At 64.4% G+C, this 20,793-nt stretch carries 13 protein-coding genes; 8 read left to right on the forward strand and 5 right to left on the reverse strand.

Annotation, left to right across the window (positions count from 1 at the left end):
• Positions 1 to 2,596 (forward strand): tetratricopeptide repeat protein (locus tag VD972_RS32325; protein WP_324992645.1); only part of this gene is annotated, 2,596 nt, incomplete at its 5' end.
• Between the two features lie 488 nt (positions 2,597 to 3,084).
• On the opposite strand, the gene VD972_RS32330 is transcribed toward VD972_RS32325, so the two are convergent.
• Positions 3,085 to 4,194: a hypothetical protein gene (locus tag VD972_RS32330; protein WP_324992646.1), complete on the reverse strand. Its 1,110-nt coding sequence runs from the start codon at positions 4,192 to 4,194 to the stop codon at positions 3,085 to 3,087.
• 95 nt (positions 4,195 to 4,289) lie between these two features.
• Positions 4,290 to 5,129, reverse strand: coding sequence for a hypothetical protein (locus tag VD972_RS32335; RefSeq protein WP_324992647.1), 840 nt, complete (start codon positions 5,127 to 5,129; stop codon positions 4,290 to 4,292).
• 160 nt (positions 5,130 to 5,289) lie between these two features.
• On the opposite strand from VD972_RS32335, the gene VD972_RS32340 reads away from it, so the two are divergent.
• Both VD972_RS32340 and VD972_RS32345 read left to right on the forward strand, forming a co-directional pair.
• Positions 5,290 to 6,098, forward strand: a protein-coding gene (locus VD972_RS32340) for an IS5 family transposase (protein ID WP_414654171.1) whose coding sequence is annotated in 2 segments (ribosomal slippage) — positions 5,290 to 5,638 and positions 5,638 to 6,098 — 810 coding nt in all. Because the reading frame shifts where the segments join, the coding sequence is not laid out codon by codon here.
• A 900-nt stretch (positions 6,099 to 6,998) separates the two neighbouring features.
• Positions 6,999 to 10,481, forward strand: a complete 3,483-nt coding sequence (locus VD972_RS32345; RefSeq protein WP_324992649.1) for a CHAT domain-containing tetratricopeptide repeat protein — start codon at positions 6,999 to 7,001, stop codon at positions 10,479 to 10,481.
• Positions 10,482 to 10,571: 90 nt separating this feature from the next.
• Here VD972_RS32345 and VD972_RS32350 read toward each other — a convergent pair whose 3' ends face one another.
• A complete protein-coding gene (locus VD972_RS32350; protein WP_324992650.1) occupies positions 10,572 to 11,435 on the reverse strand; it encodes a hypothetical protein in 864 nt (287 codons plus the stop codon).
• Between the two features lie 184 nt (positions 11,436 to 11,619).
• Here VD972_RS32350 and VD972_RS32355 point away from each other — a divergent pair, with 184 nt between their 5' ends.
• Positions 11,620 to 12,936, forward strand: coding sequence for a S8 family serine peptidase (locus VD972_RS32355; RefSeq protein ID WP_324992651.1), 1,317 nt, complete (start codon positions 11,620 to 11,622; stop codon positions 12,934 to 12,936).
• A gap of 59 nt (positions 12,937 to 12,995) precedes the next feature.
• Here the strand turns inward: VD972_RS32355 and VD972_RS32360 are convergent, their stop codons facing one another.
• The gene (locus VD972_RS32360; protein WP_324992652.1) at positions 12,996 to 14,633 is read right to left on the reverse strand and encodes a hypothetical protein; all 1,638 of its coding nucleotides are present in this window, start codon (positions 14,631 to 14,633) and stop codon (positions 12,996 to 12,998) included.
• Between the two features lie 106 nt (positions 14,634 to 14,739).
• Positions 14,740 to 15,123, reverse strand: coding sequence for a VOC family protein (locus tag VD972_RS32365; protein ID WP_324992653.1), 384 nt, complete (start codon positions 15,121 to 15,123; stop codon positions 14,740 to 14,742).
• A gap of 151 nt (positions 15,124 to 15,274) precedes the next feature.
• Between VD972_RS32365 and VD972_RS32370 the strand changes: the two genes are divergently transcribed.
• The 4 genes from VD972_RS32370 to VD972_RS32385 form a co-directional block, all read left to right on the forward strand.
• Positions 15,275 to 15,637 carry a metalloregulator ArsR/SmtB family transcription factor gene (locus VD972_RS32370; protein WP_324992654.1) on the forward strand — a complete coding sequence of 121 codons (363 nt, stop codon included), beginning with the start codon at positions 15,275 to 15,277 and terminating at the stop codon, positions 15,635 to 15,637.
• 71 nt (positions 15,638 to 15,708) lie between these two features.
• Positions 15,709 to 16,176 (forward strand): SRPBCC family protein, encoded by a 468-nt coding sequence (locus VD972_RS32375; protein ID WP_324992655.1) that lies wholly within the window; start codon positions 15,709 to 15,711, stop codon positions 16,174 to 16,176.
• Between the two features lie 123 nt (positions 16,177 to 16,299).
• Entirely contained in the window at positions 16,300 to 18,339 is a 2,040-nt protein-coding gene (locus tag VD972_RS32380) for a membrane dipeptidase (protein ID WP_324992656.1), read from the forward strand.
• Positions 18,340 to 18,484: 145 nt separating this feature from the next.
• A partial coding sequence (locus VD972_RS32385; RefSeq protein ID WP_324992657.1) for an ATP-binding protein occupies positions 18,485 to 20,793 on the forward strand: 2,309 nt, incomplete at its 3' end.

Here is a 20,793-nt window from a genome sequence, read left to right on the forward strand (position 1 = left end):
CGAAACCATCCTGGATTCTGCCGCAAAACAAGCCTATAGTGAAAACAATCGAGGCGCGGTTTTTGAAGTAGAATTGCGGCTGACTCTTATTGCAGAGATGTGCGGGCAGAAAGAAATCGCGCGCGCACACCTTGACAAGGCCGTTCAATACGCTGACGACAATACGTCAGCGATCCGGTCCGCATTCGTAGCCGCGCAACTTGGTGTATTAGATGTGGCAGAATCAATGCTGCTGCGAGTCCCATTGCAGGAAATGGACGATGAGTCACTTGCACTGCTCATTGATTGCGCGTGGCATACAGATAGAAACAAGAGTGTCGAGCGTGCGCAGGGATACATAGCCATTCGCTGGCCGAGGAAACAGCTCGACGAGATTCCGCTCATTCCATTTCTTCGCCTAGCAGAGGCTCTTGCCAGAGCAGGTGAGGCCTCGGGCGCGCTAGAGGCAGTGGAGGCAAGGCTTTCAAGGTCTCCTAATACATTTTCACTCCTCGTCATGCAGGCGAGGTTGAGAAGTCAGGCTGGGGCAGTAGATGAGGCCAAGAAAGCTGCATCCGCCGCACTGGCAGCAGCCCGCGATGGCTCAGTTCTCGAGCTTTTTCAATTGGCTCGGCTGTTCATGCAATTGGAGATGCCCAGAGATAGTATTCGTGCTCTTGAAATTCTTGGCGTCACCGCAGCAAGCAATGAGCGGTGGTTGCACATGCTCGCAGAGGCACTGTATCGGACGAATGAGCCTGAGGCTGAGCAGCGCATATCAGAGCTCGCTGCGGCACGGCCTGAGAGCGATTTCATACAAGATGTGTGGATTGCTGTTTTGGCAAGGCGTGGCGATATCGATTCGGCAATTGAGACTTGCCAGAAGCTTGTTGAGCGCAAGCGATCTGCGCGAGATTTGCTGCAACTCGCGTCACTTCTCGCGCGGCGCGATCGTATCCTGGAGTGCGCGCGAGTTCTTGAGGAAATCAGAAAGGGGGAATTGAGGCCCTCAGAGCAAATCACTTTCGCTGGCCTACTGCTCCGTTGCGAGCGATTTGAGGAGGCTTTGCGTGTTGCGGCTTCCGCTGCGCTCTCGGATTGGGCCAACCAGAAAACTGTTTTTCAATTCACCAGGGTTTTTCTGGAGGCGTCACGCCATCTGGACAAGAAGCTTGAGCGCGAACGGGTAGAGGAGGGGTGTATTGTCAATGTACTGGTAGGCCAGGAAGAGCGCCTTGTTCACTTTTGCGCTGCCTCGCATGATCTCCCTCGCACCGAGTACGTGGATATAACGAAGCCTTTAGGCAAGGCGATCTATCGAAAACGGCAACACGACGAGATTGAGTGGCCTTCTGGCAACAGTGTTTTGCGAGGTGTTGTTACACAGGTTCGCGAGGAGCATGTCTATCTCTTTCAACTTGCTTGGGATATGCTCTCCTCATCCACGGACTCATCGCCAGCATTGATTCGTCGCGTAAAGATTACGCCTGATCAGGGTGAGATGCTGGCCATGCTCCACAAGAGAAGGGAGCGGAGCGAAGAGGCGATAGAGTATCTGAAAAAGAATGTTGTGCCAGTTTATACATCCTCCAAATTCCTTGGTACTGATTTTGTAGGGGCTTGGGATGGGCTACAGCGGATCCCCGACCTCGGGATTCGAGTGACAAGCGGAGAGCTAAGTGAGGTAATTGAAAACCTAAAGCCCGTCAAGACTCTCCTCTTGGATGAAACGAGCTTGCTCATGCTGGAAAAGACTGACCTGCTGGATCTTCCAAAGCGGTGTGGATTTGAGATTCAGGTCGCAAGCCAGACGTTCGAGTTTGCTATCGATGCATTGATGAAGGCTTCCCAAGAACTGCAGATGGTCACAGGGGCCATGATGGTGACGCGCGATGGGAGATTGATCATGCGCGAAGCTGATAAGGAGCAGCAGACCGCCATTCGAGATTCTATGGATCGAATAGTTGGACACCTGAGGATCAGTGCTTCCAATGTCGCAGTTCCTCGAAGCTTTGATGCCGAAGAAACTGAAAGAGCCACATCGGTCTTTGGGGAGCCTGCGATTGCATCTGCGATCATTGCGAAAGCGGCAGGATTGTCCTGTGCAATACTCATCGATGATGCAGTTACGGCTGGGTATTTGCGCGAAAAGTATGGCGTCACATGTGTCGGCACGACTGATCTTGTCAGGTTCGCTGTCGTGCAAGGCATCCTTGCTCAAACGAAGGCTGCGGGAGTGTTGCTGCCGTTGGTGGCCAATGGATTTCGCGGAGCCCGATTGCCCGCTGCGTTTTTCACGGACTACTCGTTCTCAGTCCAGCGCAACGTCGACATCTACAAACGAGCTTTGCGCTCGGTTCTTCTTGGCTACCCTACCTCCGTCTCTGCCCTAAGCGTCGCCTTGGAGCATCTTGAAGGGTTCATACGTGAAGCCAAAGTGTGGGCGGCGATCGAACCTTTTGTGTTCGCGTGCTTTGACGTAGTACGAGATTTGTTTAACATTGATGTTCCGGAGAGACTGGTTGCTGCTGTGAATCAACGGACCATTATCCGGCTGCCAAACCACTATCGGCTTGAGGAGTCGGAGAGTAAATGGAGAGCAACTGTTCTGGAGTAGGGACGGGTCAAGGCGCCCGAGACTACTTGACGGTGATGGACGCGCTGATGAGGCTTGAGGAACGCGGGCTTTCGATCACGGGGAACACGGGGGAGCGCGGGCTCTTGGGCACCCGTAGCTGGATCAGGAAATTCGCGCGGATGGGCGCCCAGAGGCTTGAACTCTGGGCGTTTCAGCCGCCATCGCGCCGCGCGACCGCTCGAAATGGCTGGACCTCGCTGCTGCGCGAAGAGAGAAGACGATCGCGCTGGCCGCGATCGAAATGCCGCGCACCCTGAAGATCGTCTCCAGGCCTGAATGACACGCCCGAGAAGCGGCGCCTGTTGCGTCGCCTCGCTCGCCTGAACAGTCCGAGGTTCAAGGTTCTGGCGCGCTTGGTCGCCTTTCTTCTGCCGGGAGTTCGATAAGGCCCTGCATAATTCACGATGGGAGCGATGATCGGTGTGGAGGTGTGGCAACACTATATACGCTGCTGACAGGTTGCAGTTTCAAGACGGGCGTAGATCCAGTCGGATCACCTCGTACTTGTGGCGAAGAATCGCAATCAAGCTCTTCCCTTCCGCCAGTGCCTCTAGATCGCCTTCATCGAGCGCCACGATGATGAGGCCGCGGTCCTGGAAGACCTTCAACTGCTCACGAACAGCGTCGGTTGTGTGGGCGTCTCCCGAGATACCATTCTTGCTAAAGATGACGCCGAACCGGGCTTTCACCGAATCCAGAACGCGACAGAACTTCGCGAACGAGGTGAAGTTAGCTGAATGATTCCAATCCTTGCATTCGCAGACGAAGTAGCGACCGAGTTCGGACCGGAAGTCGACGTCGCTCCCGTCCACCGCACAGACGAGATCGTAATCACTGGAAAAACTCTTTTTCCGCCGGGCTACCCGAATGCCAGGTATACAACTCATGAGATAGTGCGCGAGCCGCTCCAGCGCTGTTCCCGTACCGTCGCCGAGTTGCCTCATCAGGTGCCGTATGTAGAAGGTGTTCGAAACAAACTGAGTGACTTCCTGGGCCGTCGGAATTTCAGTCTGCCAATCCGAGTCCAGCTCAAGGAGGATGGCTTCCGGAAAGAGCTTGTACTCGGATTTCTTTGAGGCGAACCCTGCCATCTTGACTGCATAGTCTTGGATCATCTTGTGTGGCAGGCCGAATTGCCACACAAGGCGATGATACGCCCCTATGTCGAGCGGATTTAGCCTGCCTTCACACGCGATGGCGTCCTCACAAAGAGTGTGCATCAGGAAGCGTTTGGCGAGAGCGCGATAGCCGAGTGCTTGGTAGCAGTCGGCTATCCATACCAGAGGGACGCCTTTATGAACGAAGGTCGATGTATTGTCCTGATGCGTGTACATCTGCTTGAGCATCGAATTGAAGATTGCGATGGCGTCGTGGTGCCGTCCAAGGTTTAGGTAAAGGAGACCGGCTAACTCCCATGTCCGACGGTCCTCCGCTTCCGTGGCAAGGCGGGCAGGAGGAAAGAGGGATGGCAACTCCTTCACGAGTTCGTCTGCAGCATGCGGTTGGAGTAACTTCTCCCGAAGATGCTCGGGGAGACGCTTCTTGAGATCGGCCAAAAACTTATCCAGTTCGTTCACTGTTCCCCCGATACCAGAGTCCGGCGAAGAGTAGCTAGTACAGGCCCGCAGAACGCTATCGTGCAGCCTGATTCTGCCAAACTGCGTAATGATCGCTACCTCCGCTGGATGCGCCTTCCTTCTCGCTTGCCTGGGAACGGAGGTTCGTTGCGGTACACGATCCAATTGTCACAGTTCCTAACGTACGCGTAGTCGTCTCCATGAGCGTGAGAGAACACGGCACCGCATTGCGTACCAATCTTCCTGATGCTCCGGTGGAACGCCCAGCGCTTCCGACTCAATGGCACTTGCGGGTTCCACTGCCGGTTTAGGCTCGCATGGCCAGCGTCCAGCACGACATCGGTCCCGCTCAGGTCACGACCGACGTCTAGCGCTGGACCCCCAAAGCCGTAGATGGCTCCGCAGATGAATGCCAGGACACGGTAGTCGCCGATGCTCCGTGGGACAGGCTTATGAGTCCTCACATGAGTGGCCTGGACATCGCTGTATCCACCTTGAAACCACCAGAGTTCCTGCTGGTCGTCGTACCCGTAGCGTCGGTCCACCCCTATCGCCACCTGCGTTGTCTGCGGGAGTTTCTCGACGAGGAGTCCCACGGCCTTCTTGAGGGACTCTTCCTCTGCTTCGGAAAGACAGAGCCATGTCAGCCCGGTTGCAGTGTCCCCCTTCGGGGTCGCGCACCCGAACCAACCGGCGGTCGTCAAATAGATCGTTTCTCCGCGCTCCGGGGGAGCCGTCATTAGGGCTCGTTCCAGAAGATCAAGACGTCCAGAAATGCTCCAGTCAGTTCCACGTTCGGGGTTGAGGGCATGAACGGTCAGGGTGGAACGGTCGTCCTGCGCCCGAATGCCCCTCTTCCCAAACTTCGCCGTGGCGATCCACCCTTGCGCTGGTGACTGGCCACTTACTCGCGTCTTTGCCTTTCCTGCATGCATCAGTACCCTCCGAGGTTGCTTACCGCATCAGCCTGGACGCCTGTAGCGGAACTCCTCTCCCTCCGCTGCCAAGCAGAGCACAAAGAGCGCCTAACAAAAATAAGGTTTGAGGGTAGACGCTCCGGTGGATGAACGGGCGGACCATGAGCATCTGGGAGCCATGGTTCGCGAACTCGTACCGGACGCGCTGTGGGAGCGAGTGGCCCCACTGCCGCCGGTTCCCAAGAAGAAGAAGCTTGGGCGCGGTCGGCCACGGGCCAGTGACCGGGCCGCCTTGGAGGCCATCGTCTTCGTGCTCAGAACCGGTATCCCCTGGGAGATGCTGCCGACCAAGCAGTTCGGCCTGTCGGGGATGACGGCCTGGCGGCGCCTGGAGCAGTGGACGCGCGCCGGGGTGTTCGAGCAATTGCAACGCGACCTCCTCAACGAACTGGGACAGCGGGGGCAGGTGGACTTCAGTCGCGCATCGATCGACTCCTCAAGCGTCCGAGCTTCAAAAGGGGGGCCCTCACGGGCAAGAACCCGACGGACCGAGCGAAGGCGGGCAGTAAGCATCATCTTCTCGTCGACAGAAACGGCATGCCTTTGGCCGAGAGTCTGACGGGAGCCAACGTCCACGACACCCACGAACTGTTCCCCCTGCTGGATGCAGTGCCCGACGTGACGCAGCCCCGCGGTCACCCCCGGCATCGGCCCGGCAAGCTGCATGCGGACAAGGCGTACTCTTCGCGCAAGAACCGCCGGGGCTTGCGCCGACGCGGCATCACTGCCCGAATCGCACGGCCCGGCATTGAGTCGAAGCAGCGGTTGGGGCGGCACCGATGGGTGGTGGAGCGCACCAACGCGTGGCTCAATCAGCAGCGACGCCTGCGCGTGCGCGATGAACGCCGGGACGATGTCCACTTCGGCCTCCTCATGCTGGGCTGCTGCCTGATACTCTTCCGAGGCCTCAATCCTGATTTTTGTTAGGCGCTCAAAAGGCCGTAGCCTTGTTCGGTGGCTTCTTCGGTATTTCGGATGTGTCCGACCCTTCTTGCCCTGTTCATCATCAGCGTAAGGCCTCCGGCCTTCCCGCTGCGGCCCACGGGCCCATCCTTCATCGTAGGCAGGTGGCGGACTCCCGGTCGCGCGCCTGAAGTGTCCGCCATGCCCTGCTGCTGCTGGAGCAGGGGTAGAGATGCAACGACGCGGCGGCGCGGAGGCTCCCATGGGAGTCGCTGCTGCCTATTGCGCCCTCCGCAATGCCTGGAGTTGCACGTCGTATGGTGGCGAGCGGGCGGTGCCTAGCGCGGGCGCTCTCTACCGGGCCGAGTTGCCGCTGCCCGACGCGGGTACACTCCACCGGCCCGAGTGGGAGGCCCTCGATGATGGCTGCCGTCCTGGAATGCTTCAGCCCCAGCAGGCCGTGTCCGGTCAGCCGGTAAGACGGTTACGGAATCGCATGTGCCCCCAGTGTGACCCTCCAGCGCGGAATCAGGCGGAACCAGACGGGACGAAACGGAACGGGGCGGGAGAACGATCCAGTGTGAGATCCAGGCGTTAGCCGGTAACAGCGCGACCTGCTTAGGGTTTTGCTTCCGCCTTGCTGCGGGTTCGATTCCCGCCGCCTCCACTGGATGTATCAAAGCCCCGGGCGCCATCAGGCGCGGCTGGCCGCGCTCGTGGCTCGATGGGGTCGCCGCTCTTGCGCGGGGTGTGGTTCCGCAGATTTTCTACAATGTTCTCCGGGTCACTGGCGCCATCAGCTCGTGGGTGCAGAATCCTTTCGCGAGGCTCCCGCCAGGGTCGGCAGGTGGGCAGGGGGGCAGGGACCTGACACGAGAGGAGCCAGCATGGGCCAGTCAGGGCCAGGATATTGAAACCGGACGGATGGCAGACGCCGACATGCAGTGGGTTCGCGGGATGATGATGGCCGTGGTGCTGTGCTGTGCGGCAGGCGCGGCGGTTGCGGAGGAGAGACCAGACGCGCGGCTGCAGGAGGCGCAGTCGGCCTTCGACGAGGCGAACACGCTCTGGGACGCGGGCCAGTACGCTGACGCCATCTCGAGGGGCGAGCAGGCGCTGACGCTGCGGGAGGCCGTGCTCGGGGGCACCCACCCAGACGTCGCCACGTGTCTGGACATGCTCGGTCTCCATCGCCTGCTTCAGGGGGACGCGGCTCAAGCCGAGCCGCTTCTTCAGCGCGCGCTGGCCATCCGGGAGTCGGCCCTCGGCAATCATCACCCGGATATCGCTCGAACGCTCAACACCCTCGCCAACCTCTACGCGGACCAGGCGTTGTACGGCCAGGCCGAGCCCCTGTATGCGCGTGCGCTGCTCATTCGGGAAGCGGTCTTCGGCAAGAACCATTCCAGTGTCGCCGAGACGCTCAACAACCTCGCCAACCTCTACCGGGCCCAGAGATTGTACGCTCGTGCCGAGCCGCTCTATGAGCGTGCGCTGGCCATTCGGGAAGCGGCCCTCGGCAAGGACCATGCGGAGGGTGCACAAACACTCCACGACCTCGCCTGGCTCTACGAGCTGCAGGGGTTGTACGGCCGGGCCGAGCCGCTCTATGAGCGTGCGCTGGCCATTCGGGAAGTAGCCCTCGGCAAGGACCATGCCCTCGTCGCCGACTCGCTCCATCGCCTCGCCGGCCTCTACCTGCATGTGGGGTTGAACGCTCGTGCCGAGCCGCTCCAAGCGCGCGCGGTGGCCATTCGGGAAGCGGCCCTCGGCAAGAACCCTCCCGATGTTGCCACCTCGCTCTTGCAGCTCGCTAACGTCTACCTTTATGTAGGGTTGAACGCTCGTGCCGAGCCGCTCCTTCAGCGCGCAGTGGCCATTCGGGAAGCGGTCCTCGGCAAGAACCATCCCCTCGTCGCTGACCCGCTCAGCTGGCTCGGCTACTTCTACTTCGCACAGGGGGTGTATGGCCGGGCTGAGCCACTCCTTGAACGCGTGGTGGCCATTCGGGAAGCGGCCCAGGGCGAGAACCATCCCCTTGTGGCCGATGTGCTCCTCGACCTCGGCGATATCTACGTGGCCCAGGGGTTGTACGCTCGTGCCGAGCCGATCCTCCAGCGCGCGTTGGCCATTCGGAGAGGGGCCTTCGGCGAGAACAGTCGCTTCGTCGCCACCGCGCTCCTCGGCCTCGGCCGCCTCTACGTGGCCCAGGGGCTGTACGCTCGTGCCGAGCCACTCCTTCAGCGCGGGCTGGCCATTGAAAAAGCGACCTTCGGCGCGAACCATGTCTACGTTGCCACGACGCTCTGCCGCCTCGGCAACTTCTACGTGGCCCAGGGGTTGTACGCTCGTGCCGAGCCACTCCTGCGGCGCGCGCTGGCCATTCAGGAAGCGTCCACTGGCAGGAACCATGAAAGCGTCGCCACCCCGCTCAACAACCTTGCCGACCTCTACTCGGCCCAGGGGTTGTACGGCCGAGCCAGGCCGCTCTACGAGCGCGCTCTCGCCATTTTGGAAGCGACTCTCGGAGAGAACCATCCCAGCGTCGCTGAAACGCTCAACCACCTCGGCGTGCTTCATCTGGCCCAGCGGCGCCTCGCCGAGGCCCTGCCGCTGCTCACGCGCGCCTTCGCCCTGTCCGAGCAGCGCCTGCGCCGGGAGTCGCTCGGCTTCTCCGAAGAGCGCCTGGCCAGCTTCCTCCAGTTCCTACGCACCGACGAGGAACGGCTCTACGCGCTGCTGCGCGCCCACCCAGACGATGTCAACGTCAGACGCTTGGCCCTCGGCGCCGCGCTCCTCCTCAAAGGCCGCTCCGTCGAGGAGAGCTCCGACATCTCCCGTACCGTCTACCGGAGCCTGGGCGCGCAGGACAGAGACACCTTCGAGCGGCTGCAGGGGCTGCGCACCCAGTTGGCCCAGCTGTCACTCCAAGGCCCCGGTTCGCTTCCACCCGCCGCCTACCAGCGGCGTCTCGAAGAGCTCGCCGAGCAGGGCACTGCCCTCGAAGCCGACCTGGCCCGGCGCTCCGCCCCCCTGCGTGCTCTGGCCGCACTGCCCTCTCCCGCCGAGATCGTCGACCGTGTCGCCGCGGCCCTGCCCAAGGACGCCGCCCTCGTCGAGTTCATCACCTACGTGGACCGCCCGCTCGTGCCCAGGCCCGGCACACCCAGACATCAGCGCCCCGGCCAGCTGCGCTACCTGGCGCTGGTGCTCTTCCCTGACGCCACCCTCCGCTTCCGCGACCTGGGGCCCGCCGAGCCCGTGGACTCCGCCGCCTTGCGTCTGCGGGACGCGCTGGCCAACCGCGACGTGGGCTTCCAGGCCCCCGCTCAGGCGCTCTACCAGCTCGCTTTCCAACCCCTGCTTCCGCTGCTGGGTGCTACCCACCGCCTCTTCCTCTCGCCGGATGGCCAGCTCGCCCTGGTGCCCTTCGCCGCTCTGCACGATGGCCAGCAATTCCTCGTCGACGTCTTCGACTTCACCTACCTCCCCTCCGGCAAGAACCTGCTGCCGCGCCCCCAGGAGAGCGCTCCCCCTGGCTCCGTGGTCGTCCTCGCCGATCCAGACTTCAGCGCCCCCCTCCCAGCACGCCCTCTCCCCCAGGAGGACGCTCCCGCGCTAGCCGAGCGCGCCATGCCCAGCGAGCGCTCCTTCTCCATGCTGCGCGCGGACCTGGCGCAACGCGCCTGGGCCCTCACCCCACTGCCGGGCACCCGCCAGGAGGCCGAGGCCATCCAGCGCCTGCTGCCCCAGGCCCAGCTCTTCCTGGGCCCCGAGGCCACCAAGGAGCGGCTGCTGCAGCTGCCTCCTCCCGGCATCCTCCACCTGGCCACCCATGGCTTCTTCCTCGAGGACGCGCCCCAGCTCCCGGCCTCTCGCGCCGTGGTCCACTTCGGCGAGCTGGGCGAGGAGACGCTGGCACCCAGCCCTTCGGACCCCCTGCTGCGCTCTGGCCTTGTCTTGGCGGGGGCGAGCGCCCCGGCGTCCTCCGGCTCCAGCCCCGCCCAGCCCTCGGCTGAGCATGCGCTGGTAACGGCGCTGGAGCTGGCGGGCCTCAACCTCTGGGGCACCCAGCTCGTCGTCCTCTCCGCGTGCGATACCGGGCGAGGCGACGTCAAACTGGGCCAGGGCGTCTACGGGCTGCGCCGGGCCTTCCTCGTGGCGGGAGCGGAGACCGTCGTCATGAGCCTCTGGAAGGTGAACGACGAGACGACTCGCACGCTGATGGAGGCCTACTATCGCCACCTGCTCGGGGGGCAGGGCCGCTCCACGGCACTGCGCGAGGCGATGCGCGAGTTGCGGCGGACCCAACCTCACCCCCACTACTGGGCCCCCTTCCTCGCCATGGGCCGAGAGACACCCCTGCGCTTGCTCGCGTCCAGCGCCCAGGAGACGCATCGCCAGTAGCCCGCTTGCCGGGAGCCGAAGGGCTGGCCTGGAACGGCCACCGTCACGAACCGCGCGCGTTGAGCGCGGTGGCGCCCAGGGCTCACGTCTTCACGTCTGTGGCGAGTCCTCTCCGACCAGCTTCACGAGCTCCACCGGAACATTCAGCAGGCGCGCTACCAGCGGACCAATGCCGGGGAAGCTGTCCAGCTCGAAGCGCTCCGCCCAGACCATGCCCTTGGTGCCCGCCAGCAGTCCGCGGAACGTGCGGCCGACCAACCGGGACGCGGCGAACCGGTAGGGCTCCCCGTTGACCGAGAGCTTTACGAGCATCTCCAGGCTGCAGTGCAGGGGGACCATCGCCTCCGGCCCAAGGAGCGCCGCCAGCTCCGAGAAGCGCACCACGGTGTTGGGGGAGGCCGGTTGCCTCATGGCACGGGCCTCATCAATGAGCACGCCCAGGTAGCCCGCAAGCGCCTCCCGATCCCGGAACTCGGACAGCTCGAAGCGGTGCGCGGCCTGCCCCAATAGCACCTCCCCGAGTCGCTGCGCCCGGCCCACCCGGAAGTTGCCCACCCGGTCCATCACCAGCACGAAGGAGGTCACCCCCGAGTCCAGCTCCGCGGACAGCTCGAGCGTCTCCGGGTCCACGAGCGGTTGCAGCCCCAGCGCCAGGAGCTGCGCGGAGCGGCGCTCGATGTGGAAGAGAGACTCCTGGAACGCCTTCGTGATGAGCAGGGCGATGTCGTCGGCCACCTCCACGACACTCAGCAAGATCGGCGGAAGCGCCACCACCGCCGCGGGGGCGCAAGGGAGCAGCTGATCGTCCAGCACCTGGAACGTGATCTGGTTGATGCGCTGATGGGTGAGGGGGTTCTCCAGGGAGGAGTTGGCCCCGAGCTCCAGCGTAGCCCGGACGCCCAGTGAGCCCTTCTCCACCGCAAGACCGAGTTGCTCAATCCGATAGGTATCCATTGGCCACCTTTACATAGCATTGAGTGGGCCCTGGGTTGCCACTGGCCGCAGCTCCGCCCATGTCCACCCTGCTGGACAGGTTGTCCACTCCAATGGAAGGAGCGCTGTCGGCGGTCACCGGCGTTCTTGGAACTTCGAGGCTTTTCCTGCGGCACGTCGCTTGCTGCGTCTCAGGTGCAGCCCCATGGGAACGGAGACACGGTTGAACTACTACCTTCATGATGGCCAAGCGGTGCACCTCCAGCGATCAGCCGAAGGGGTGGTCGTGCACGGTCCGCCCGGCAAGGTGCTGAAGGGCTCGGTGGAAAAATGGATGGCTCAGGAGGGCTTGGGTAGCAGCCAGGACATCATCCCCCTGTGGCAGGAAGGGCAGCTCCTGCTCCCGATCAAGCCAGAAGTCTCGAAGGAGCTCCTGAAGTCCCACTCCAAGTCCAACTTCCTGGCGGTGAAGGCCTTCAGCCTGGGGCCGGACGTCTTCGACACCCCCGACGGCTCCCGGCTCATCCCGGATGGGCACGTGAACGCCTATCTCCAGGGCAGGAGCGAGAAGCAGATCCGCGCCCTGCTCGAGGCCTTCAAGGCCACGCTCGTGCAGGGGCCTTCCTCCCGGTTTCCCTTTCATGTGCTCCGTCCCTTGAAGGGCGATGCCTTCCAGCTCGCGAATACCCTTGCGACAGAGGAGCCGCCGACCCTGGCTCAGCCGCGCTTCGAGAGCCTGCTGAAGGTGTCCCTCCTTCCCACCAGGAACCCTCCAGGGCTCGAGCTCTCTGCCTCCCGGATGTGGGGACTGAATCGCATCGGTATCCCCAGCGTCTGGCGGGACTTCACCCGCGGTAGCCCGGACATCCGCGTGGCGGTGATCGACTGTGGCGTGGACCTCGAGCACCCAGACCTCAGGGGCAATCTCTTGCCTGGCTACAGCCTGTTCGAGAAGACGGCACAGCCTTTCAACGACCCAGCCAATGCCCACGGCACGGCCTGCGCGGGCATCATCGCCGCCTCGGGGAAGGGCGCCACCGGAGTTGCTCCTGGCTGCAAGCTGCTCCCCATCCGTATCGGCATCATCAAGAAGGGGTACTTCAACTGCGGGCCCCAGGCGATGGCTGAGGCCATCTCCCTGGCTTCAGAGAAGGGAGCACAGGTCATCAACCTCAGCCTCACGGAGCCCAGCCCTACCTCCGCCGTCCATCAGGCGATTGATGACGTCGTTCATCACCCGGACAAGAAGAAGCGGTGTGTCGTTGGATGGAGGGCTTTGCCCTCGAGTCCGTCTGGAATGCGCAGGGCCCCGTGTGCATCGCGCGCCCCAGGTGGGACGGGTGCACCGCGGATCTGCAGAATCGAGGTGCACGCCTGCGGCAGGACTGCGAGTCCGTGGCGCGGAACTGGTCCGAGGGCGCGCTCATCGTTGTCAGGAGCCATCGGGAGAACAGGGCTCTCGCGAAGGGGACAGGGCCGGTCACCTGCCCAATCATCGGCAGCAATGCCGAGTGTCCGGTGAGCCGGTAGACACCCTGCATGCGCAAGCTTGAGGGCTTGCGCATGCGGGCCTGGCGCACCTCAGTTCGAGCCGGCCGCCGGCGTGCTGAAGGAGACGAACGCCTCCGAGTTCCCGACCGAGAAGGCGTGGAGGCTGCCCAGCTCCAGGTCCGTGAGGATGACCGTGCCGAACCGCGAGCCTACTGCCACCTCCTGAGTCACAGACGAGATGTCGATGTCGATCAGATCGTAGGCCCCGCTGTGGAGCTGCCCCAGCAACACGCCGGAGGCGCTGAACCGGTAGATGTGGTCATCCCACGAGGCGCCGTAGAGCTCGCCCGTCGCGCTGGCCGTGATGGCCCGGACGTACGCGGGGAGGGACACCGTGCGCACCAGCGCCAGCGTGGAGGCGTCATAGACGTAGACGGTGTATTCGTTGCTCGCCAGCGCGTAGAGCCGCCCGTCCTGGCCCAGCGTGACGTCGATGAAGTCCACCGTGTCCGCGAACCGCTGGGCCGCCCCCGTGAACAGATCGAAGCGGACGAGCCCCCGGGGAGCTCCGGCTCCAGCCGTGGCCATGTCCGTGACGAAGATCGCGCTCTGGCAGCTCGCGATCCCGCCGTAGCTCACGTTGTTGACGGTGCTCCAGCCCGCATACGTCCAGTGCGTCCAGGCCGCTGCCGCGCTGTCATACCGGCTCAGGGACGGGGTGAACGTGCCGTTGTAGAGCTCGATCCCTCCGCCCGGGCTCACGGTGAGATCCCGCGCGTAGTCGCTGGAGGGGATGGGGAGGGTCCGGACGAGCTGGCCGTCCACGGTGTACTCCAGCACGGTGTTGCCCGAGGAGATCAGCAGGGTGTCGGAGGCCGGGGGAGGCTGCTGCGGCGGGACGATGGTGACGAAGGCGGGGGAGCTGCCCACGGTGAAGGAGCTCAGGTTGAGCAGCTGCAGATCCGTGAAGATCACCCTGCCAGAGCGCGAGCCCACGACGAGGACCCCGTCGTCCGAGAGATCGATGTCGATCAGATCATAGGTCCCACTGTAGAGCCGGCTGAGCTGCACTCCGGCGGCGCTGAAGCGGTAGATATAATCATCCCACGAGGCGCCGTAGATCTCCCCCGCCTGGCTGACCGCGATGCCCCGGATGGACTTGCCAAAGGGCAGCGACACCGTGCGCACCAGCGCCAGCGTGGACGGGTCATACACGTGGACGGTGTATTCGTTGCTCGTCAGGCCATAGAGCAGCCCATCCTGACCCAGCGCGACGTCGATGAAGTCCACCGCGTCCGCGAACCGCACCGGGGTCGCGCCTCCCAGCTCGAAGCGGACCAGCCCCCGGGGACTGTCCCCAGTTCCATACGTGAACATGTCCGTGGCAAAGACGAAGCTGTCGAAGCGCGCCAGGCCCCCGTAGCTCACGTTGTTGGCCGTGCTCCAGCCCGTGTGCGTCGCATGCGCCCAGCTCTCCGTGGCCACGTCGTACTGGCTCAGGTACGGATCAAACGTGCCGTTGTAGAGGGCGAGGTTGCCGCTCGCGTCGACCACCATGTCCCGGGCCGTCTCCGTGCCAGGGCGCGTTCCTCCGGGATACGGGATGGGGACGGTGCGCACCCATGCGCCCGCCTGGGTGTACTCGGAGAGGGTGTTCCCCGTGCTCACCAGGACGTTGCCGCTCTGCAACGGCGTCGCGGCGGCCTGGCCGAACGCCGCAAGGGTCATGAGAAGTGGCATCCAGCGGATTCCCTGTAGTTCCATAAGTCCCATCCTTCATGGTTATTGGGTTATGGCTGGAATAATCCACTTGGGTCTGACATCGCCGGCTGGGTCAGGACGCGGTGTTGGGGAAGTGCGGGTTCTCGATGATGCCGAGCACGTTGCCGAACGGGTCCTTCACGGTGGCCACGCGGATGCCGCCGCCCACCTCGCGCACTGGGCTGAGCGGCGCGGCCCCTTGCTCCAGCAGGCGGGCCCAGGCCTGGTCCGCGTTCTCCACGCCCCAGTAGGCGAGGCCGCCTGCCGCGCCCGGCGCCTGGGCCGACGTGTCCGGGTCCAGGCCCAGCTCGAAGCCGCCCACGTTGAAGCCCACGTAGAAGGGCTCGTCGAAGTACGGCGCTACTCCCAGCACTGCGCTGTACCAGGACCGCGCCTTGGCCAGATCCGTCACCGGGTAGATGGTGGTGCGAAGTCCGAGGAATCGTGGAGGGCTCATGGCCGGGGATACTCCTTGGACAAGAGTCCCTCATCAACCGCGATGTGCGTCGTGCGCTTCGAAGAGCGCCAGGAGCAGGCCAGCGAGCGGGCCCGGTCAAAACTCAAGTGTCCACTTGACTATCAGGATGCGGCGGTGAATACTTAAGCCAATGGTTAAGCAATCCGCTGTCGACCGAGTCTTCCACGCGCTCGCGGACTCCACGCGCCGGGCGCTCGTAGAGCGGCTGAGCCAGGGACCGGCCTCGGTCACGAACCTGGCGAAGCCCCTGGACATGACCCTCGCGGCGGTCGTTCAGCACCTCCAGGTGCTCGAGCAGAGCGGAGTCATCCGCACCGAGAAGGTCGGCCGCGTGCGGACGTGCCGCATCGAGCCGGAAGGGCTCAAGGTCGCGGAGCGGTGGATCGTCGAGCGTCGCGCTCTCTGGGAGCGTCGACTCGATCGACTGGGGGACATCCTGGCGGAAGAAGAGGCGCCCAAGCCCCGGGAAGCGAACAAGGACAAGGAGAAGTAGCCAGGACGGCGCACTCCGCGCGCGCCGTCTGAATGACCTGCCGTCTCACGAAGCAAGGAAAGGAACACGTCATGACCCATCAGAGCTCCGTCGTTCACAGCACCTTCAGCATCGAGCGGACGTACCCGGTGTCTGCCTCTCGTGTGTTCGCGGCCTTCTCGAACCCAGCGACCAAGCGTCGCTGGTTTGCCGAGGGCGAGGGCTGGGAGGTCGAGGAGTTCACGGTCGACTTTCGCGAAGGTGGTAACGAGTTCTCACGCTTCCGCTTCAAAGGCGGCCCGGAGATCCGCAACTACACGACCTACCAGGACATCGTGCCCGACCAGCGAATCGTGCTCGTGTACTCGATGACCGTCGGCGAGAAACGGCTCTCCGCCTCGCTCGCCACCGTGGAGATCGTCCCAGCCGGTAACGGCACGCGTCTCACCTACACCGAGCAGGGCGCGTTCTTCGACGGCGCGGACATGCCCAAGGCCCGCGAAGAGGGTTGCCGCGCTCTGTTCGAGGCGCTCGCCGAAGAGCTGCGGAAGACGCAATGAGTGGGCTGCCTCCCACGAAAAAATCCTTCTGATACGGATGCAGGGAAAACCAGCGCTCCTTGAAAAAGCGGCCGAATTCTGCGACTCCCAGTGCGCTTTCCACCGACTTGGAAGGAGCACCACATGCGGAGACGTACCAGCCTGGGTCCTTGGAGCTGTCTGTCCCTCTCTCTCGTGTCGGTCTTGGCGCTGAGCCAGGGCTGCAACCCGGTGATGGAGGATGAGCTGGAGGCGCAGGAGGCCCCCACTGGCGAGGTGGCCCAGGCCGTCGCCGTGCCGGGCTTCGCGGAGCTGCACCACCACATGTTCGCCGAGGAGGCCTTCGGCGGCGGCTGGTTTCACGGCAACCACACCGGCAGCCTGGTGACGTGTGATGGGGGGCAGCCCGAGAGCGATCACGCGCGCGTGCGCATGGACCTGAGCAACATGCTCAACCTGTGCCCCAACTCGGGCAACGTGAACCTGGGCAGTGTCCCGCTGCTCTCCGCCTTCTTCGGCATTGGCGGCGCCGCGGCCTCGGAGTTCATCGGCAAGATCGAGGGCACCGAGGGCGACACCGGCCTGCACCTGGGCCGCATGAGCGTGCCGACCCAGTGGCCGCGCTGGGACACCATCGCCCACCAGCAGGCGTGGGAGGGCTGGCTCCAGAAGGCGCACCAGGGCGGCATGTCCCTGGTGATGATCTCGCTGGTGAGCAACGAGTTCCTCTGCCGGGCGCTGCCGTACCAGAACATCAAGCGGCCCTGTGACGAGATGATGGACGTGGACGTTCAGCTGCAGATGGCGCGCGACTTCGACGCGCGCACGAGCTGGGCGGAGATCGCGCAGTCGCCGGCGCACGCCCGGCAGATCATCGCCGCGGGCAAGCTGGCCATGGTGCTCTCCATCGAGTCGAGCAAGCTGTTCGGCACCCGGGACTGGCGCACCGAGCTCAACCGCGTCTACTCGCTGGGCGTGCGCTCGCTGCAGCCGGTGCACCAGCTGGACAACCGCTTCGGCGGCGCGGCGCCGCACAACGCCATCTTCCAGGCCGCCCAGTTCCTGGAGAACTGCCACATCGACACCGACTGCGGCCTCACCGGCCCCGGCTTCACGCTCGGCTTCGACGTGGACTCGAGCTGCCGCAACGTGAAGGGGCTGTCTCCCGATGGCAAGCTGCTGGTCCAGGAGATGATGACCAAGGGCATGCTCATTGACATGGCGCACATGTCCGAGCGCAGCGTGCAGGACACCTTCGCCCTCTCCCAGGCGAGGACGTACTACCCGCTCTACATCTCGCACGGCCACTTCCGCGAGGTGATGAACCCGGAGCTGGCGGCCACGGAGAAGACGACGCCGGCCTGGGTGGTGCGCTACCTGCGGCAGACGGGCGGCATCTTCGGCCTGCGCACCGCGCATGACGAGACGCGCTCGTACACCCGGACGACCGTGGCCAACAGCTGCCATGGCTCCACGCGCTCGCTGGCCCAGGCCTACGAGTTCGGCCGCCAGGGCCTGAAGGTCCCCATGGCGTTCGGCGCGGATCTCAACGGCTTCATCCAGCAGACCCGCCCGCGCTTCGGCAACAACGGGGCGTGCTCGGCCGGCTTCCGGGCCGAGGCGGATGCGCAGATGAACCAGCAGCGCATCTCCGGGCCAGCGCGGCTGGGCACGGACTTCGATGTGTACGGCCTGGCCCACGTGGGCCTGCTGCCGGACGTGGTGAGGGATCTGCGGCAGCTCGGCGTCAACACCACGGGCCTGGAGGGCTCCTCGGAGAAGTTCATCCAGATGTGGGAGCGGGCAAACAGCACGCGCACGGGCATGGCCAATCCCGCGTCGGACATCGACACCAGCGGCGTGGCCGCCTACGTGCCCAAGGCCACCCGCGAGGCGCAGTACCCCACCACGTGCGGCAAGGCCTACGCGCCCAACTCCAAGGTGATCGGCGACACCTGCCGCTTCGACCAGGAGTGCGTTAGCAGCGCCTGCAACGCAATTGATGGCTGCAGCGGCCTCAACGGCAGCTGCATCTGCGACGGCGACAACGACTGCGCCACAGCCCAGTACTGCGGGTGGGGGCTCAACGCGGGCTCGTGCCAGAACAAGAAGGCGAGGGGGGCGCTGTGCTCCACGGGCCGCGAGTGTCTCTCGGGCAAGTGTAGTTGGCTGATGTGCACCTGAGCCCGGCAGCGCGCTCAGGCCGTTCCCAGGAGCTTCCGGGGACGGCCTGGGCAGGCCCCTTCCATAGGTGTAGGCCGGTCAACCATTTGACGAAAGTCGGCTTCCGCTGGGGCTCGCGGGCCATCTAGCGTCACAAGGTTCCTTCATGCGCATGCTCGAGGTCTCGGGTGTGCTCGAGGACTCTCCACTGGTCCTTCACGACACACCCAGTCGTTTCCAGCTCCCCCAGCGACTCTATGGGCGGGACGCGCAGGTGGCCACGCTGCTCCAGGGCCTCGAGCGTGTCACCCAGGGCGGGTGCCCGGAGTTCATGCTGGTCCGCGGGTACTCGGGCATTGGCAAGTCCTCGGTGGTGTCCGAGCTGCACGAGCCGGTGGTGCGGCGCCACGGCTTCTTCCTGAGCGGCAAGTTCGACCAGTTCCAGCGAGGCATCCCCTATGCCACCCTGGCGCAGGCCATCCGCGGGCTGACGCAGCAGCTGCTGGCGGGGACGGACGAGCAGCTCGTGCAGTGGCGGGAGCGGCTGCACGAGGCGTGGGAGGACCAGGGCCAGGTGCTCGTGGACGTGGTGCCCCAGCTGGAGTTCGTCGTGGGCCGACAGCCGCCGGCCCAGGAGCTGCCCCCCGTGGAGGCCCAGAACCGCTTCACCCGGCTGCTCCAGAAGTTCCTCGGCGTGTTCGCCACGCCCGCGCACCCGCTCGTCTTGTTCCTGGATGATCTCCAGTGGGCCGACCTGGCCAGCCTCCAGCTCCTCCAGTTCCTGCTCACCCACCCGGACACGCCGCCGCTGCTGCTGATCGGGGCCTACCGCGACAACGAGGTGAGCCCCTCCCATCCCCTGGCGCTGGCCCTGGCGGAGATGCGCAAGGCGGGGGCGCGGATGACCGACATCCGCCTCGAGGCGCTGAGCCTCGAGCAGGTCCAGCAGCTCGTCGCCGACACGCTCCCAGGAGCCGAGCCCGCCATCGTCGGGCCTCTCTCGGCCCTGGTCCACGTGAAGACCGGCGGCAACCCGTTCTTCCTCATGCAGTGGATGTCGACGCTGGTGCAGGACGGCTTGTTGACGCGCACGCCCGAGGGGCGGTGGCGGTGGGACGCCGAGGGGGTCCGAGCGAAGGAGTACTCGGACAACGTCGTCGACTTCATGGTGAGCAAGCTGCGTCAGCTCCCCCTCCGCACGCAGCTCCTGCTGCAGCTGGCCTCGTGCGCAGGCAACGGCTTCTCGCTCCCGCTGCTGATCATCATCTCCGGCCTGGCGCCGGACGAGGTGGAGCCGGGCCTCGAGCGGGCGCTCCAGGAGGGCATGCTGGTGCGCGGCGGCCCGGAGCAGTTCCGGTTCCTCCATGATCGCGTCCAGCAGGCCGCCTACGCGCTCATCCCCGAGCAGGAGTGCAAGGCCGTCCACCTGCGCATCGGCCGGCTGCTGCTGGCGCGCCTGTCCGCCGAGGAGGTGCGCGAGAAGGTCTTCGACGTGGTGGGACAGCTCAACGCCGGGGTGGACCTGATCAATGACTCCAGGGAGCGACACCGCCTCGCGCAGCTGAACGCCGAGGCTGGCTGGAGGGCTCGCTCCTCGGCGGCGTTCCGCTCAGCCGTCGCCTATTTCAAGGCGGCCTTCGAGCTCCTCCCCGGCGATCCCTGGGTGACGGATCCGGATCTGGCCTTCAAGGTCCAGCTCGACCGGGCCAGCAGCGAGCTCATGAGCGGCAACGCCGCCGAGACGCGCCGCCTGGTGGAGGAGCTCCTGTCCCGGGCCCGCACTCCCACGGACATGGCCGCGGTCTACCGGCTGAAGAGCGACATCCACCTCACCGCCAATGAGGGCGAGGAAGCCATCTCCTGCCTCCTGGAGTGTCTTGCCCGGCTTGGCATGCCCATGCCGCGCAGCCCCTCGTGGGCCGAGGTCACGGCCGCCAACGAGGGGGTGTGGGCCCTGCTGGGAGATCGCCCCATCGAGGGCCTCGTCGATCTGCCCTTGGTGACGGACCCGAAGATGAGGGCGGTGATGAACGTGCACGCCGCGCTGGTCATCCCCGCCTTCATCACGGATAACAACCTGCTGGTCCTCCTGCTGTGCCGGCTGGTCTCGCTCAGCCTCCGTCACGGCAACGCGGAGGCCTCCGTGCATGGGTACGCCTGGTACGGCCTGGTCCTGGGGGCCGCCTTCAAGCGGTACCGGAGGGGCCATGCCTTTGGCGAGCTCGCGTGCAAGCTCGTCGAGCGCCACCACTTCTCCGCCGTGCAGGGCAAGGCGCTCTACACCCTGGAGCTCATCAGCTACTGGACGCGTCCCATCTCCGTCTCGCTGGAGCTCATCCGCAGCGCCTTCCAGCACGCGCTCCAGAGCGGAGACTTCCAGGTCGCCTGCTACTGCTGCAACCACATCGTCACGGATCGCCTCGCCCTGGGGCATCCTCTGGATGACGTCTACCCGGAGTCCGTTGCGCGCCTGGA

The organism is Hyalangium sp. (assembly GCF_035629615.1).
GTDB lineage: Bacteria > Myxococcota > Myxococcia > Myxococcales > Myxococcaceae > Hyalangium.

Excerpts from the sequence above, each read along its gene's own strand:
- VD972_RS32335 (WP_324992647.1), bottom strand. The coding sequence starts at position 5,129 with ATGCATGCAGGAAAGGCAAAGACGCGAGTAAGTGGCCAGTCACCAGCG.
- VD972_RS32345 (WP_324992649.1), top strand. The coding sequence starts at position 6,999 with ATGGCAGACGCCGACATGCAGTGGGTTCGCGGGATGATGATGGCCGTG.
- VD972_RS32350 (WP_324992650.1), bottom strand. The coding sequence starts at position 11,435 with ATGGATACCTATCGGATTGAGCAACTCGGTCTTGCGGTGGAGAAGGGC.
- VD972_RS32355 (WP_324992651.1), top strand. The coding sequence starts at position 11,620 with ATGGGAACGGAGACACGGTTGAACTACTACCTTCATGATGGCCAAGCG.
- VD972_RS32360 (WP_324992652.1), bottom strand. The coding sequence starts at position 14,633 with ATGACCCTTGCGGCGTTCGGCCAGGCCGCCGCGACGCCGTTGCAGAGC.
- VD972_RS32365 (WP_324992653.1), bottom strand. The coding sequence starts at position 15,123 with ATGAGCCCTCCACGATTCCTCGGACTTCGCACCACCATCTACCCGGTG.
- VD972_RS32370 (WP_324992654.1), top strand. The coding sequence starts at position 15,275 with ATGGTTAAGCAATCCGCTGTCGACCGAGTCTTCCACGCGCTCGCGGAC.
- VD972_RS32375 (WP_324992655.1), top strand. The coding sequence starts at position 15,709 with ATGACCCATCAGAGCTCCGTCGTTCACAGCACCTTCAGCATCGAGCGG.
- VD972_RS32380 (WP_324992656.1), top strand. The coding sequence starts at position 16,300 with ATGCGGAGACGTACCAGCCTGGGTCCTTGGAGCTGTCTGTCCCTCTCT.